The following is a 14,195-nucleotide window of genomic DNA, read 5'->3' as shown; positions in this document are numbered from 1 at the left end:
GCGCCTGCTCGTCGCGCTGCCGATGATCGCCGTTGCCCTGAGTGCTTGCAGTGGACTGCGCACGCCGGAGGTGGATCCCGCGCTGGACGTGCCGCGGCACTGGCAGCATGCGCCCCCGCAGGAGCCGGCCGGACAGGCGGGCACGGCGCTGGAGCCGCACGTCTGGTGGCAGGCCTTTGGCGATCCACAGCTAAGCGCACTGGTCGCGTCCGCGCTGGCTACCAACAACGATCTCGCCATTGCCGCGCTGCGCTTCGAGCGCGCCCGGCTGCGCGCAGGGCTGGCCGCCACCAACCGCGCGCCCGAACTGAGCGCGCAGGCCAGGGGCACGCGCCAATGGAGCCTGGACGGCCCCGGGCGGCGCGACGAAGGGGGGATCAATGCCACAGTGAACTATGAGATCGACCTGTGGGGGCGGCTGGCCAGCCTGCGTGGCGCGGCGGACTGGGAAGCGCGCGCGAGCGCGGCCGACCTGGAAGCAGCGACCATCGCCCTGGCGGCCACCACGGCCACGCTGTACTGGCGCGCAGGGCTGTTGAACGAACTGATCGACATCTCAGGCCAAAGCCTGGCGGACGCACGACGCACGCTTGGCCTGGTGGCCGCGCGCTACCGCGCCGGCGCGGTGTCCGGCCTGGACCTGGCGCAAGCCGAGCAGCAACTGGCCGCCCTGCTGGCCGAGCGTACCGTGCTGGACCAGCAACGCAGCGAAAACCGCCAGGCCCTGGCCGTCCTGTTTAACCGTCCGCCCGGGCACGGCGTGGCCGAGCCGCCGGCCTTGCCCGTCGAAGCGCTGCCGCGCATCGCCGCCGGCATTCCCGCCGCGGTTGTCGGACGCCGACCCGACGTGCGGCAGGCCGAATGGCGCCTGCGCGCCGCCCTGGCAAACGCCGACGCGACCCGCGCCAGTTTCTACCCCAAGCTGACGCTGACCGGCATCGTCGGCACCGGCAGCGCGGCGCTGGCTTCGCTGCTGCGCGATCCCACCGCCCTGCTCGGCGCCGGGCTGAGCCTGCCCTTCCTGCAATGGAACACCACGCAGCTGACGATACAGGTGTCGCAGAACGAGTACCAGGAAACGGTGGCGCAATACCGGCAGTCGCTGTACACGGCCTTTGCCGAAGTGGAAAACGCGCTGTCCGATCATGTGGGGCTGGGCGTGCGCGCGGATCGGCTGGGGGAATCTCTGGAGTCTGCGAGCCGGGCGGAGCGGCTTAGCGCGGCGCGCTACCGCGCCGGCGCYACCGCGCTGCAGCCCTGGCTCGATGCCAAGGAGACGTTGCGACAGGCAGCGGTGGCGGCGGCACGCAACCGCTTCGACCGCTTGGTGAATATCACGACCTTGTACAAGGCGTTGGGAGGGCCGGCGGTGGAGAGCGGGGCTTAAGGGACTAAGGGACTAAGGGACCGGCTAATCCAGCGCGGCACCCTTGCGCTCCGGAATCAGGAACAGCGTGGCCAGGATATCCAGCACATAGATCGACGCCAGCACGGCAATGGCCGTGCCGAACGAATAGCTGGCGGCCAGCGCGCCGACCACCAGCGGGCCAAAGCCGCCCACGCCACGGCCGATATTGAACAGCACGTTCTGCGCGGTGGCGCGGGCCTGCGTGGGATACAGCTCCGAGATCAGCGCGCCGTAGCCGCCGATCATGCCGTTGACGAACAGGCCCATCACCGCGCCGCCGAACAGCAGCGCGTAGGGAGTCGATAGCTGGGAGTAGACAAAGACCATCACCACCGCCCCGGCCTGGTAGATCAGGAAGGTGGGCCGGCGGCCGACGCGGTCCGCGAGCTGGCCGAACACCCAGATCCCGATGGCCATGCCGATGATGGTCACCGAGGTCCACAGCGCGGACTTGGTCAGCGAGTAATTGAACTGCTTGGCCAGGTAGGTCGGCATCCAGATCATCAGGCCGTAGTAGCCGAAGTTCTGCACCGAGCACAGCACCACCACGCCCAGGCTGGCACGCGCGGTCGCGGCATCCGCCACCAGCATCTTGAGCGGGTTGCCCTTACGCGCCACCTTGCTGCTGGCAACGAACACTTCCGGCTCGCCGATAAAGCGGCGCACCACGAACGACGCCACCGCCGGCAGCACGCCGATGGCAAACATGCCGCGCCAGCCGATATAGGGCAGCAGCACCGGCGTCAGCAGCGCCGCGGCCAGCACACCCGCCTGCCAGCCAAGGCCCACATAGGAGGAAACGCGGGCGCGCTGGCCGGGCCGGCAGGCCTCGGTGGCCAGCGCCATGCCGATGCCGAACTCGCCGCCAAGGCCAAAGCCGGCGATGGTCCGGTAGGCCAGCAGGTCCCAGTAGCCCTGCGCGAACGCGCACAGGCCGGTGAAGACGGCAAACAGCAGGATGGTCCAGGTCAGCACCTTCACCCGGCCCACGTAATCGCTCAGGATGCCGAAGAAGATGCCCCCGGCCACCGCGCCAACCAGCGTCCAGGTAACCAGCGAACCCGCCTGCGTGCTGGTCAGCCCGAGGCCGGCAGACACCGCGCTCAGGATAAAGCCGAGGATAAGCAGGTCGAAGCCGTCCAGCGCGTAGCCGACCGCCGAGGCGATCACGGCCTTGCGGGCGTAGGCGCCCTGCTCCTGTTCCGTGAGGCCTTGCCGGCCGTGCGGTGGATTTGCTGCGGCGGCCGGCTCCAGCCCGGTCACCGCGGCGGCGTTGGCATTGGCGTTGCCCTGTGTCATGTCGATTCCCGTGCGCCACAAGCGAAAAATTTTGCGAGATTCTACTCTCGTGGCTGGCCGGGGCCGGCGAAGRGGCAACGGGAAACGCCGGGGAGACTCTAGTGACAAACAATCGAAATGCGCTGGCACCGGCTCATCACAAGCCGGTGCCAAGCGCCCCGTTGAAACCCAGCACGTCCGAATGGCTATCGGACGCAAAGGTACGCGTGACGGCTGACCCATTCAGTGCCGTAATGGTGTGGCTATCTTCAGTGACCGCGCTCAGGCCTGTGGTGTTGTCAACAATGCGTTGCCAAAAGGCGCTTGCGGTACCAACCGCCGGCAGAGGCAGTGTCGTTTGCGGGACGAAAACACCCACGCCTCCTCCTTGTCCCAACACTGTGGCAATCCAGAGGATGTTTCCTTGCGCGTTTCTGAATCCAACCGCGTGGAACTGTGCGGTGCCCGCCTGGCTGCCATCGTCAATCCAATCCGCGCCGCCATCGGGCGTGGCGACCAGATGCCCATATGGCGTGACGGTATCGACTGCGCAGCTGCCGTAGCCACTCAAGCAGTTTGTGGCCGATGTGGTTACGCCTTTTGCATAGCCGTGGGTACCAAACTGGTTTTGGGGTGAGCCGCTGATAAGCGCATAGTTGTATGCCCCATTGATGACGCTTGGGTCCATGGTCTGCGCCGGCATCGACAGCGCAATCGTTCCAGTAGTACCACTTCCACTTGTCCAGACCGCAAGCCCGGATTTAGCGACAAGCACACGCGTCGAGTTTGGATCGTTCAACGAGAAATCGCAGCTCGTCGCGCCCTTGGTGAGCTGATAGGTCGTGCCGCTGATGGCGACGGTCAATTTCGTCGCATCCACCGTCGCCAGCTTTGCAGATCCATCGGATAGCTTGATCAGGCGGTGATCGCCGCTCTTCAGCGAGGTGCAATCAGCGTTCGCGGGCGCCAGAATGGTGCCGAGGGTCGAGGCGGCGGCCGTGGTGCTGCCCGTGCTGTTGGCAATGGCAGCGCTCAATTCACTCAGGCTGGTGTTTGCGCTCGCAATCGTTGATTGCAGGGTGTCCAGGATCGCGTCATAGCCCTGATGGCTGCCCGCAGCGATCGCGCCTGCGATAAAGTCGCCGACGCCGGAAGGATCGAATCCGGCCTTCTTGAGCACGGAGACCAAGGCCGATTGGGCACTGCTGACCGCCGTCGCGCTCACTGCCGTCGCCGGGCCGAACGCTGCCACAAACTGAGCCGGGTTTTGCCCGCCCAGCTGGGCGACCAGCAGTTCGGTAAGCGGCGTGATATGCGCGGTCGCGTTGCTGCTGCCCGACCCGGCGCCTGGAACCACCGAATGCAGGATGATCTTGCTGTCGCTGCTGGTGGCGGTCAGCACGCAGGGCAGGATTGCGCCCTTGAGCGTGACCGAATAGCTGCCATCCGTGGCCGTCGTTGCCGCTCCGGAACCTGACGCGCAGGTCATGTTGACTGCGGCACCAGACAACGGCAGACCAGTGGCGACCACACCACTGACGGTCTGTGCCGCCGGCGTTTGCGTGCCTGTTCCGCCCGACGTGGATGCGGAATCCCCGCCGCCGCCACAGGCGGCCAACGAAAGCGCTACAAAGCTGATCGCTAAAGGCTTGAGCTTCATTTTTTTCCTCCCTGACCCGTTCTAGTTAGAGGCTCGGATTTTCCGGAAGCCCATCTCGCCGGTCATCATTCAGATGGATGAAATTCAGGGATTTTCGCGGCGCACCCCGCAGAGAAGCTGTGATAAATTGGCAAAAAGAGATGGCTCCGGCATGGCCCGTGAAGTTTTAGGCCGAATACACCACAATTAAATTGCACTGCTTTTTGGGGAGAAAGCAATTGCCAAGGGACCAGCTTATCGGGGACCTCTATGAGGCCGCGCTGCACCACGACAGCTTTCTTGAGGTGTTCCACCAGGTCATCGAGGCTCTGGGGGCCAATTTTTTCCACATGTTCAGTTGGGATGCGGCAAGCAACGCCCCCCGTTTTTCGGTCTACTCCCCGCGAGGGGAGTTGGATGACGTCATTGCCCGCTACGACCAATACTATGGCGCGCTCGATCCTCGCCGCGGCTTTGTCGAGAAGGCGGCGATCGGCGAATTCGTCTGTTGCCACGATCACCTGACGGATCGGGACGTCGCACGTAGCGAATTCTTCCAGGACTACCAGATTCCAGCTGGCTTTCGGTATTTGATGGGCGTTCGCTTCGCGCGCCCGGGCAGCGGCGACGTCCTGCTCGGCCTGCTGCGAGCGTATGGCAGAACGCCGTATTCGCAGAAGGAACGCACCGCCGCAGTGGGCATGACTGGACATCTGCAGCGCTCCATCAATCTCTGGCAGGATGCAAGAATCCTGCACCGCGATGCCGCGCTCGGTGCTGAACTGATGGAGGAACTGGGGCTTGCCGTATTGGCCCTGGACAGAAACTCGCGTGTCGTCTCTGTCAACCAGGCCGCCGAATCCATGTTGCGTGCGACCGCCTGCCTAAGGCTGGCGCACGGTCGCCTGACTGCGGTGGTCTCGGCGGAGAATGATTACCTTCAGGCGGCCATTGCACGCGTAGCAAAGACCAGAAAAGGCGAAAGTCTAGCCTTGCAAGGCGCGTTGGACAGCGCGCACGAGATTTTTCTCAGCATCACCTCACTTCCCGCACAAACGCTGCGCGCAGCGTTTGGCGATGCCACCATCATGATTACCRCTAGACGGCGGCAGTGCGCAGGCGCGCTGGTCGTGGCGCAACAGTTGCGGCAGGCTTTTGGCTTGTCCAAGGCAGAAGCTGCGGTGGCAGAGGCGCTCATCCGGGGCGAGACGCCCGACGAATGCGCGGCCAGCATCGGTGTTTCACTTGCCACGATCCGCACGCAGCTCAGGGCGATCTACGAGAAGACGCACACCCGAACCCAGGCTGAGGCAGTCAGTGCGATGCTGTGGGTACTTCCTCGACGGACTCCTACTGACTAACGGCCGCCGTTCAGTGGCCTTCGAGTACGCCGCCGAATCCCGCATCAAGGCGCTTCGCCCGCCGTTCGATACTGGCTGGGTGTGACACCCGCCCTCTTGCGCATCAGGCGCCTGAGCGCCGTGGCATCCTCATAGCCCACCTGCTCGGCAACCTGCTCGACGGACATCCGGCTCGATTCGATCAGCATGCGGGCGCGATTGAGCCGCACGCTCTGCACCAGCGCCAAGGTACTCTTGCCCGTGGCCTCGCGCACACGCCGCGACAGCGTTCTCTGGGACATGGCAAACTCGTCCGCCAACACCTGGATACTGGGTGGCTGCGGCAATGCGGATTCGATCCGAGCCACCAGACGGCCGACCAGCGCATTGCCGTTGGACAACATGGCCGGCACCACGAAGCGCGCTTGTGCTTGCCGGCCGTCGATCAGCAAGACCCGGCTCACCGCGTCGGCAAGCGCAACGCCAAACCGGCTGCGCAACAGGTGAAGCATCAGATCGGTCTGTGCAAATGCCGCGCCGGCGGTGCTCACATGCTCATCCGCGCAGACCATGCGGTCGGCATCGACGATGCAACGCGGCTCCAGGCGCTGCAACTCGGCTGCCAGCCACCAGGATGTCGTGACCCGGCGCTGCGCCAGCAGGCCCGCGGCCTGTAGCAGGAACACCGCGGAGCAAGATGCCGCAACATGGCCGCCAGCGGCGGCATGCGTGGCAACAGCCCGTGCCGCCAGCCGCGCATCCTCTTGCGCCAGCCGGCGGGCGATGGCGCTGGCATCGTCGATGCCCAGCCCCGGCACGATCCAGGTCGTCGCATGCGTGGCCTGCGCACGTGGCCGCGCTGGCAAGGCCGCGGCTTCGATATGCATGCCGCCGCTCAACGGCACGGAACGCCCGGATGTCGATACCACGCGCCAGGTCGGCCGGGGCAGATGCATGCGCGGCGCGAGCAACGAAGCCGCGCGCAGGATATCGATCGTCGCGGCCACGCTGGTTGAATAGGCGCCGGACAGCGCCACAACGGTGAAATCCTTCATTGGCTGAAAACGCCCTAAAGATGTCTAAATTGACACTCAAAGTCTACCTGGCCAAAGCGTCTAATGCACCTACCTCAACGACAACGCCGCTTCGATGCCCAATATCCTCGTCAACATACCCAAAGGCGCGTTTGCCGGCCCTGCCCGCGCAGATCTCGCCCGCCGCATCAGCGACGCCGCCGCCATGGCGGAGCGCATGCCCGATGACCCGCACAAGCGCTTCGCGATCTGGGTCGTGATCGAAGAAGCGGAAGCCGGCTTGTGGACGTGCGGCGGCGTCGACATGTCATCGCAGGTGCTGCCCTGCATCGCGACGGTCTATGTGCCTGCTGGCGTGCTGGACGCGCCGGCCAGGGCGTTGTACGTACGGTTGATGCACGACGCCCTCCGGCAGGCGCAGCCAGCCGGCGACCAGCGGCGGCTGGCCACCTCGGTGAGGCTCCACGATGTGGCCGATGGCACCTGGGGGGTCAATGGCGATGTCTGGCAGTTGCCCCGCTTCGCAAAGGTGGCCGGCTACGCGCACCTGCAGCATCTGGCCGACGCGGCCTGACCATCCAGCGCACAGGAGGCAACGCCATGGTGAACCGCAGCATGATGGAGGCAGATCGCCTTGACGATTTCACGCGCCGCACGATCACGCTCGACGGCGTGGCCAAGGTGGTCCACGTAGCAGGCTCGGGGCCTGCGGTGATCGTCATGACGGAGATGCCGGGCATCAGCCCGCACGTCGCACGCTTTGCCCGGTGGGTACGCGATGCGGGCTTGACGGTCTATATGCCGTCGCTCTTTGGCCGCGACGGCGCCGTGCCGGACGCCGAGGCAGGTGCGGCGGTCTTTCGGCGCGCCTGCGTTAGCGCGGAGTTTCACGCATTCGCTGCCAATCAGTCGAGCCCGGTGACACAGTGGCTGAGGGCGCTGGCGAGGCTGGCGCACCAGGAGTGCGGCGGCCCCGGCGTTGGCGCCATCGGCATGTGTTTCACCGGCAACTTCGCACTGTCGATGATGCTTGAGCCGGCGATGCTGGCACCGGTGATCTGCCAGCCCTCGCTGCCGTTGGATGATCCCGGTGGCATCGAGATGGCGCCCGGGGAGCTCGCCGTGGTGCGTGAGCGGCTCGAGCGGGAGGATCTCACGGTGCTGGCGTATCGATTTGCAGGCGATCGGTTTTGCAGGGCGCAACGCTTCACGGCCTATGCCGAGGCCCTTGGCGGCAGGTTCGTGGGACGCACGCTGCCGGACAGCGCCGCCAACCCCGATGTCCCTGCCTTCTTTGCCCAGCACGTGCCTTGCCCGCACAGCGTCGTCACCGTCCACCTGATTGACGAAGCTGGCGAGCCGACAGTGGCCGCGCGCGACGAAATCCTGTCGTTCTTTGTGCAGCGCCTCGGCTCGTAGGTGGAGACGAGAAGGGCCAAGGCCCTCCAGGCTTCAAACCGGCAAACCCTTCGCCCTCAACACCGCGTCAAAGCGTTCCTGGTCCGTGGTGCCAGTGCGGTTGCCCTCGCGGATCTTGGCCTCCTTCTCCAGGTGCGCGCGTGTTTTGCGCAGCACGTGCGCCGCTTCGGCAGCCGGCACCGCGATCACGCCATCGGCATCGCCCACCACCAGGTCGCCCGGCATCACCACCAGCCCGGCGCAGGAAACGGGCACGTTGATCTCGCCCGGGCCGTCCTTGCTCGGGCCGCGATGCGTGTGCCCCCGGGCGAAGATCGGCATGCCCTCCTCCGCCCATTCGCACAGGTCGCGCACCGCGCCGTCGATCACCAGGCCGCCAAGCTTGCGGGCGATGCAGGTGGTGCGCATCAGGCCGCCTACCAAGGCCTGCGTCACGTCGCCGCCGCCGTCGATCACCAGCACGTCGCCGGCTTCGACCATCATCAGGGCCTTGTGGATCATCAGGTTGTCGCCGGGCCGCACGCGCACGGTCACCGCCGGGCCGCACAGCACGGTACCGAGCCGGGCGTGATACTGGCGCAGGCCGATGGCGCCCACGTTACGGCTCATCGCATCGCCGATGGCGGCCACCGGCATCTCGCGCAAGGCGGCGACGACGTCGGCGGCCGGGCCCGCCGCGCGTGGGTTGATGCGATAGCCGGCCGGCCACTGCAGTGGCTGGGAATCGTTGCTCATAGTGAAACTCCAAATCGGATGTAGCTAGCGCCGGGCTCAGCGCTCGCGGGTATGTTGTCAGCGCAATGCCTCGCACGCCAGGCGCAGCCGCCGCAGGCCTTCCTGCAACTGCGCAACAGAGGTGGCAAAGGATATGCGGAAGAACGGCGACACGCCATAGGCACCGCCCTGCAGCACGGCCAGGTTCTGCGCCTCCAGCAGGTAGAGCACGAAATCGGCATCGGTCTCGATCCGCTTGCCTTCCGGTGTCAGCTTGCCGATCAGGCCTGCACAGGACGGATACACATAGAATGCGCCTTCCGGCGAGTGGCACCGGATGCCCGGGATGCGGTTGAGTTCCGCCACCACCATGTCGCGCCGCGCCTGGAAAATACGCGTGCGTTCGGCGATGAAGTCCTGCGGGCCGCTCAGGGCTTCCAGCGCGGCGGCCTGGCTGATGGACGATGGGTTGGACGTGCTCTGCGACTGCAACTTGACCATGGCCTTGACCAGCGCCGCCGGCGCGCCGCCGTAGCCGATGCGCCAGCCCGTCATGGCGTAGGCCTTGGACACGCCGTTGATCGTGAGCGTGCGCGCCATCAGCGCCGGCTCCACCTGCGCGATGGTGCAGAACTCGCGGTCGTCATAAAGGATGTGCTCGTAGATGTCGTCCGTCATCACCCACACCTGCGGGTGGCGCAGCAGCACCTCGGCCAGCGCCTCGAGCTCCGCGCGGGAATACGCCGCGCCGCTCGGGTTGTTGGGGGCATTCAGCACGAGCCAGCGCGTGCGCGGCGTGATGGCGTGCTCCAGGTCCTCCGGGCGCAGCTTGAAGCCATTCTCCGGCGGGCAGTCCACGAAGACCGGCGTGCCGTCGGCCAACAGCACGATGTCGGGGTAGGACACCCAGTAGGGCGTCGGCACGATGACCTCATCGCCCACGTCCACCGTGCACATCAGCGCGTTGAAGATGATCTGCTTGCCCCCGGTGCCGACGATGATCTCGCTGGCCGCGTAGTCCAGGCCGTTGTCGCGGCGGAACTTATCGGCAATCGCCGCCTTGAGCTCCGGCGTGCCGCCAACATCGGTGTACTTGGTCTTGGACGCCGACATGGCGCGGGTGGCGGCCTCGCAGACGTTCTGCGGCGTGTCGAAATCCGGCTCGCCGGAGGTGAGGCCGACGATGTCCCGGCCGCTGGCGCGAAGCTCACGCGCGCGTTGCCCTGCCATCGAGCTGGGCGACGGCTTGATCCGGTTGAGGCGGGCTGCGATGATTGTCATGGTCTGGGCGCTGTCTTCGGTAGCGTGAATGGATAAGGTTAGGCAAGCTTGCGATGCTGGCGCAGGTAGGCAACGAGCCCGCCGGCCGCGCGGATGGCCAGCACGATGTCCGGCACGGGTTCGCAGGGAATGCGGCGGGTAGGCGCCTCGCAGGCATGGCCCACCATCAGCTCGGCGCCGGCGCCGTCCAGGCGCAGCGTCAGCGCGTTGCCTTCGGCAATGCCGGCGGTATCGGCGGTGATCAGCAGCAGGCCGTTGTTGATGGCGTTGCGCCAGTAGGTGCGTGAGAAGCTGCGGGCCACCACGACGCGGATCCCTGCGGCGAGCACCACAGTGACTGCCACCTCCATCGCGGAGCCGCAGCCGAAGTTATGCCCGGCCACCAGGATGTCGCCATCCGCCACGCTGGCGGCGAAGGCGGGATCCACATCCTCCAGCAGGTAGCGGCGCAGCACCTGCGGGTCCAGGCTGTCCTTCTTGCGGCTGGAGGCGATCAGGTAGTCGGTATTGATGTCATCGCCAAGCAGGCGGGCGCGGCCGTGGATGACGGACGCGGCGCCGGCTGCGGCGTTGGATGCGGTTTGCTGCAATGTCATTGCGCCACCTCGCGCGGATCGACCAGGTGGCCGGTGACGGCGGCGCTGGCGCAGGCGCGCGGCGACGCCAGGAAAATCTCCGACGTGCGATTGCCCATGCGGCCCTTGAAATTACGGTTGGCGGTGGAGATCACGCGCATGCCATCGGCGGGAATGCTGCCGCAGGTGCCGCAGCAGGCGCCGCAGCCGGACGGCTGGATCTCTGCCCCGAACGCCGCGAACTCCGCCAACAGGCCGTCGCGCTCCAGCTCCGCGCGGACCTCTTCCGATGCGGGCGTCACCACCAGCCGCACGCCGGGCGCCACGCCACCGCCCGCGCGCAGCACGTCCAGCGCTTCGCGGTAGTCCTTGCTGCGCCCGCCGGTGCAGGTGCCGAGATAGACCATGCCGATCTTCAAGGCCGGCGCCTGCGCCAGATCGAGCACACCGTCCACGCGGTGCGGCAACGCCACCTGCGGCGTGATGGCGGACAGGTCGAAGCCGAGCGTATCGACATAGGTGGCGTCGTCATCCGCCGCCACCGGGACATAAGCCTGCGCGGTGCGCCCGGCGAGGTACGCTGCCGTGCAACCATCGAAGGGAAACAGGCCCGCCTTGGCGCCCATCTCCACCGACATATTGGCCAGCACGATGCGGTCGTCCATATCGAGCGCGGCAAGGCCGGGCCCGTCGAACTCCAGCGCAAGGTAGCTCGCACCGCCCGCACCGATGCGGCGCGCCATGGCCAGGGCCAGGTCCTTGGCCGACGCGTACGCCGGCAAGGCGCCATGCAGGCGGATACGCAGCGAGCCGGGCACCTTGAGCCAAAGCTGGTTGCACTGCAGGACGCCGGCCAGGTCGGATGAGCCGATGCCCGTGCCGAACGCGTTGAGCGCGCCGTAGGTCACCGCATGCGAGTCAGCCCCCACCACGAGCTGGCCGGGCAGCGCCCGGCCCCGCTCCAGCATGAGCTGGTGGCCGATGCCCTCGCCCACCTCGAACACCCCGATGCCATGCGCCAGTGCGTAGTCCCGCGCGATGTCCTGCAGGGCCAACGCGCGCGCGCCGGAGCTTGCGCCGTAATGATCCAGCGCGAAGACCACGCGTTCGGGCCGGGCCGGTCCCGGCAAAGCATCGCGCTCCGGCTGCATCTGCCGCAGGTAGTCGAGCGCCATGGGGATCGAGCCATCCGTGCCCATGGTGGCATCCGGCTCGCAGATCGCCAGGTCGCCAGCGCGCAGGTCGCGGCCGGCGGCGCGGGAGAGCAGCTTCTCCGCCATCGTCCTGCCGCCGGTGCCGGGGGTAGCCGATACGTTCATCGCCGGCACCGGATCAGTTCAGCTTGAGGTTGGCGCTCTTCACGACCTTCCCCCACTTCTCATGCTCGGATTGAATCTGGCGGGCGAAGACGTCGGGCGAACCGCCAACGGGCTCGACGCCAAGCTGCACCAGCTTGTCCTTGACCTCCTCGGTGGCGAGAATGTGGTCGATCGCGCGATTGAGCTTGAGCACGATCGCACGCGGCGTACCGGCGGGGGCCACCACGCCGCTCCATGACAGCGACTCGTAGCCCTTCAGCCCAGCCTCATCCACGGTCGGCACATTGGGCAGGCCAGGAAGGCGCTTGCGGCTGGTCACCGCCAGCGCGCGCAGCTTGCCCTGCTGCACAAAGCCGATCGAAGAAGGCGCGTTATCGAACAGCATCGTCACCTGCCCGCCGAGCAGGTCGGTCAGCGCGGAGGAGCTGCCCTTGTAGGGCACATGCAGGATGTCAACGCCAGCCATGGACTTGAACAGCTCGCCGGACAAATGCGTGGAGCTGCCCGGCCCCGACGAGGCAAAGCTGAGCGAGCCCGGCTTGCTCCTGGCCAGCGCCACCAGTTCCGGCACGGTGGTCACCGGCAAGCTCGGCGACACCACCAGGATGTTCGCGTTCTGCGTGACGTAGCTCACCGGCACGAAATCCTTGGCCACGTTGTAGCCCATGCGGCTGTACAGATGGTCGTTGATCGACAGCACGCCCGTAGCGCCCATCAGCAGCGTGTAGCCATCGGCCGGGGACTTGGCCACCAGCTCCGCGCCGATATTGCCGCTGGCGCCGGCCCGGTTGTCGACCAGGAACGGCTGCTTGAACTGCTGGGAGAGCTTTTCGGCGAGGATGCGCGCGACCACATCGGTAGAGCCTCCGGCCGCGAACGGCACCACGATGCGCACCGCCTTGTTGGGGTAGCCGTCGTCCGCTGCAGGGGCGTCGGCGGCATGGGACAGACATGGCAGGACAACAAGCAGTACGGCGCTCAGGCGGATCAGGCTCTTCATCTGGGGTCCTGTGGGAGAGAGAAAAGTGGCACTTTGTATCCATCGCCACGCAGTACGGCGCCGTGGTTGAAGCCAAATTCTATGCACCCCCATTAATCTGGACAAACGAATTCGATAGGCCGATTATTACGAAATCCAGAAAAATAGCCCGGACCGCGATCCCGGCCGCCCCCCCCTATCCTCATGCGCCACAATGTCACCCTCAAGCAACTGCGTTGCTTCCTGGCCGTCGCCGACACCGGCTCCTTCACGGCCGCCGCCCTGCGCCTGTGCATGACGCAATCGGCGCTCACGGCCACCATCCAGCAGTTGGAAGAAGCCGTAGACCTGAAGATGTTCGACCGCACCACCCGGCGCGTGGCCCTGACCGAACACGCCGAACGCTTCCGGGCCGAGGCGGAGAAAGTCGTCAACGGCTTCGACAGTTCGGTCTATGACCTGATGGCGCTGTCCCAGGGCAGCCGAGGGCATATCCGCATCGTCGCCGCGGCCTCGGTCATCAACCACTTCCTGGTCCGTGCCATCCCCAGGTTCCGCGAGAGCTATCCCGGCATCACCATCTCCCTGCGCAACCCCGCCGCCCGTCAAGCCGAGCGGCTGGTGCTGGAAGGCGAAGTGGATTTCGCCATCGACAGCAAATACCAGGGCCATGAAGGCCTCGACTACACGCCACTGGTGGCCGACTCCTACGGCGTGGTCTGCCACCGCGACCTGCCGCTGGCGCAACTGGAACGCCCGGTATGCTGGGCCGACCTGACGCCCGAACAATATGTCGGCTTCAGCGCGGACACCGGCATCGGCCACTTCCTGCGCAGCCACGCCGGCAACTGGCCCGTGCTCGGCGGCCAGCACGATGAAGTGGAAAGCACCAGTTCCCTGTTCGCCATGCTCAGCATGGGCAAGCAGTACTCGGTGCTGCCTGCGCTGGCGAACAAGGGACGTGAGTATCCCGACCTGGTCTTCCGGGAATTGCACGAGCCGCTGCTGTCACGGGAGATTTGCGTGATCACGCGGCCGTTGCGGTCGCTGTCACCGAGCGCGCAGCGGCTGTTGGGGATTTTGCTGGAGGAGATACGGGAACAGGCCCTGCCGCCGGGGGTGTCGGTGCAGGCGGCTGCGCAAGTGCGGATGGTCCAAGGGGGCGAAAGAGCGAGTCGCCGCCCCCAGCCTTCAAGCCTTTGACTTTGT

13 protein-coding genes are annotated in these 14,195 nt (G+C 66.2%); 5 read left to right on the top strand and 8 right to left on the bottom strand.

The window, feature by feature from the left end; all coding sequences use genetic code 11:
* Positions 1-22 precede the first annotated feature (22 nt).
* On the top strand, positions 23-1,387 hold the full coding sequence (locus AB4061_RS04885; protein ID WP_441631483.1) for an efflux transporter outer membrane subunit: 1,365 nt from the start codon (positions 23-25) through the stop codon (positions 1,385-1,387).
* 24 nt (positions 1,388-1,411) lie between these two features.
* Here AB4061_RS04885 and AB4061_RS04880 read toward each other — a convergent pair whose 3' ends face one another.
* Positions 1,412-2,707, bottom strand: coding sequence for an MFS transporter (locus tag AB4061_RS04880; RefSeq protein ID WP_441631405.1), 1,296 nt, complete (start codon positions 2,705-2,707; stop codon positions 1,412-1,414).
* Between the two features lie 136 nt (positions 2,708-2,843).
* Positions 2,844-4,346, bottom strand: coding sequence for a hypothetical protein (locus tag AB4061_RS04875; RefSeq protein ID WP_441631403.1), 1,503 nt, complete (start codon positions 4,344-4,346; stop codon positions 2,844-2,846).
* A gap of 218 nt (positions 4,347-4,564) precedes the next feature.
* Between AB4061_RS04875 and AB4061_RS04870 the strand changes: the two genes are divergently transcribed.
* Complete coding sequence (locus AB4061_RS04870; protein ID WP_441631401.1) at positions 4,565-5,686, top strand: helix-turn-helix transcriptional regulator; 1,122 nt, start codon at positions 4,565-4,567, stop codon at positions 5,684-5,686.
* A 44-nt stretch (positions 5,687-5,730) separates the two neighbouring features.
* Here AB4061_RS04870 and AB4061_RS04865 read toward each other — a convergent pair whose 3' ends face one another.
* Positions 5,731-6,720, bottom strand: coding sequence for a GlxA family transcriptional regulator (locus tag AB4061_RS04865; protein WP_441631399.1), 990 nt, complete (start codon positions 6,718-6,720; stop codon positions 5,731-5,733).
* A gap of 94 nt (positions 6,721-6,814) precedes the next feature.
* Between AB4061_RS04865 and AB4061_RS04860 the strand changes: the two genes are divergently transcribed.
* Together AB4061_RS04860 and AB4061_RS04855 are read left to right on the top strand one after the other, a co-directional pair.
* The gene (locus AB4061_RS04860; RefSeq protein ID WP_441631397.1) at positions 6,815-7,273 is read left to right on the top strand and encodes a tautomerase family protein; all 459 of its coding nucleotides are present in this window, start codon (positions 6,815-6,817) and stop codon (positions 7,271-7,273) included.
* 26 nt (positions 7,274-7,299) lie between these two features.
* Positions 7,300-8,118 carry a dienelactone hydrolase family protein gene (locus AB4061_RS04855; RefSeq protein WP_441631396.1) on the top strand — a complete coding sequence of 273 codons (819 nt, stop codon included), beginning with the start codon at positions 7,300-7,302 and terminating at the stop codon, positions 8,116-8,118.
* A 33-nt stretch (positions 8,119-8,151) separates the two neighbouring features.
* On the opposite strand, the gene AB4061_RS04850 is transcribed toward AB4061_RS04855, so the two are convergent.
* Genes AB4061_RS04850 through AB4061_RS04830 form a run of 5 tightly spaced genes read right to left on the bottom strand, consistent with a single transcriptional unit; the run spans position 8,152 to position 13,007 of the window.
* Positions 8,152-8,853: an RraA family protein gene (locus AB4061_RS04850; protein ID WP_441631394.1), complete on the bottom strand. Its 702-nt coding sequence runs from the start codon at positions 8,851-8,853 to the stop codon at positions 8,152-8,154.
* 57 nt (positions 8,854-8,910) lie between these two features.
* Positions 8,911-10,113 (bottom strand): pyridoxal phosphate-dependent aminotransferase, encoded by a 1,203-nt coding sequence (locus tag AB4061_RS04845; RefSeq protein ID WP_441631392.1) that lies wholly within the window; start codon positions 10,111-10,113, stop codon positions 8,911-8,913.
* A gap of 38 nt (positions 10,114-10,151) precedes the next feature.
* Positions 10,152-10,709, bottom strand: a complete 558-nt coding sequence (locus tag AB4061_RS04840; protein ID WP_441631390.1) for a LeuD/DmdB family oxidoreductase small subunit — start codon at positions 10,707-10,709, stop codon at positions 10,152-10,154.
* Entirely contained in the window at positions 10,706-12,007 is a 1,302-nt protein-coding gene (locus tag AB4061_RS04835) for a 3-isopropylmalate dehydratase large subunit (RefSeq protein ID WP_441631389.1), read from the bottom strand. Before AB4061_RS04835 ends, AB4061_RS04840 begins: the two co-directional genes overlap by 4 nt.
* A 13-nt stretch (positions 12,008-12,020) precedes the next feature.
* A complete protein-coding gene (locus AB4061_RS04830) occupies positions 12,021-13,007 on the bottom strand; it encodes a Bug family tripartite tricarboxylate transporter substrate binding protein (RefSeq protein ID WP_441631387.1) in 987 nt (328 codons plus the stop codon).
* A gap of 183 nt (positions 13,008-13,190) precedes the next feature.
* Here AB4061_RS04830 and AB4061_RS04825 point away from each other — a divergent pair, with 183 nt between their 5' ends.
* Positions 13,191-14,189, top strand: a complete 999-nt coding sequence (locus tag AB4061_RS04825; protein WP_441631385.1) for a LysR family transcriptional regulator — start codon at positions 13,191-13,193, stop codon at positions 14,187-14,189.
* Positions 14,190-14,195 lie beyond the last annotated feature (6 nt).

Origin of the sequence: Cupriavidus sp. YAF13, assembly GCF_052113425.1 — a bacterium.
GTDB lineage: Bacteria > Pseudomonadota > Gammaproteobacteria > Burkholderiales > Burkholderiaceae > Cupriavidus.
Note: the sequence above shows the minus strand (reverse complement) of the source record. Positions and strands in the feature narration are given on the sequence as shown.

Bases quoted from the DNA above. Each gene is read 5' to 3' on its own strand.
- AB4061_RS04880 (WP_441631405.1), bottom strand. From the start codon at position 2,707: ATGACACAGGGCAACGCCAATGCCAACGCCGCCGCGGTGACCGGGCTG.
- AB4061_RS04875 (WP_441631403.1), bottom strand. From the start codon at position 4,346: ATGAAGCTCAAGCCTTTAGCGATCAGCTTTGTAGCGCTTTCGTTGGCC.
- AB4061_RS04865 (WP_441631399.1), bottom strand. From the start codon at position 6,720: ATGAAGGATTTCACCGTTGTGGCGCTGTCCGGCGCCTATTCAACCAGC.
- AB4061_RS04860 (WP_441631397.1), top strand. From the start codon at position 6,815: ATGCCCAATATCCTCGTCAACATACCCAAAGGCGCGTTTGCCGGCCCT.
- AB4061_RS04855 (WP_441631396.1), top strand. From the start codon at position 7,300: ATGGTGAACCGCAGCATGATGGAGGCAGATCGCCTTGACGATTTCACG.
- AB4061_RS04850 (WP_441631394.1), bottom strand. From the start codon at position 8,853: ATGAGCAACGATTCCCAGCCACTGCAGTGGCCGGCCGGCTATCGCATC.
- AB4061_RS04845 (WP_441631392.1), bottom strand. From the start codon at position 10,113: ATGACAATCATCGCAGCCCGCCTCAACCGGATCAAGCCGTCGCCCAGC.
- AB4061_RS04840 (WP_441631390.1), bottom strand. From the start codon at position 10,709: ATGACATTGCAGCAAACCGCATCCAACGCCGCAGCCGGCGCCGCGTCC.
- AB4061_RS04835 (WP_441631389.1), bottom strand. From the start codon at position 12,007: ATGAACGTATCGGCTACCCCCGGCACCGGCGGCAGGACGATGGCGGAG.
- AB4061_RS04830 (WP_441631387.1), bottom strand. From the start codon at position 13,007: ATGAAGAGCCTGATCCGCCTGAGCGCCGTACTGCTTGTTGTCCTGCCA.
- AB4061_RS04825 (WP_441631385.1), top strand. From the start codon at position 13,191: ATGCGCCACAATGTCACCCTCAAGCAACTGCGTTGCTTCCTGGCCGTC.